Source organism: Buttiauxella gaviniae ATCC 51604, assembly GCF_001654835.1.
Classification (GTDB): domain Bacteria; phylum Pseudomonadota; class Gammaproteobacteria; order Enterobacterales; family Enterobacteriaceae; genus Buttiauxella; species Buttiauxella gaviniae.
In genome coordinates this window covers 1-270 of sequence record NZ_LXEP01000127.1, presented here as the reverse complement: position 1 = coordinate 270, position 270 = coordinate 1, and the positions used below count along the sequence as shown (strand labels likewise).

Sequence of the window (270 nt, the reverse complement as noted above, 5' to 3'; positions counted from 1 at the left end):
GTCAACGGGACTTGCGCTGGTGTCAGCTCCGTCAGTGGCACCTGCGCTGGCGTCAAATCAGTCAGTGGAACGTGAGCCGGGGTCAGGTCCGTCAACGGGACTTGTGCGGGCGTCAGATCAGTCAATGGAACGTGAGCCGGAGTCAGCTCCGTCAACGGGACTTGCGCTGGTGTCAGCTCCGTCAGTGGCACCTGTGCGGGTGTCAAATCAGTCAATGGAACGTGAGCCGGGGTCAGGTCCGTCAACGGGACTTGCGCTGGTGTCAGCTCC

General features: G+C 61.9%; 1 protein-coding gene. It reads right to left on the bottom strand.

The window, feature by feature from the left end; genetic code table 11:
• Positions 1 to 270, bottom strand: a 270-nt coding sequence (locus M977_RS25645) for a hypothetical protein (protein ID WP_209438632.1), incomplete at both ends; no start/stop codon positions are given.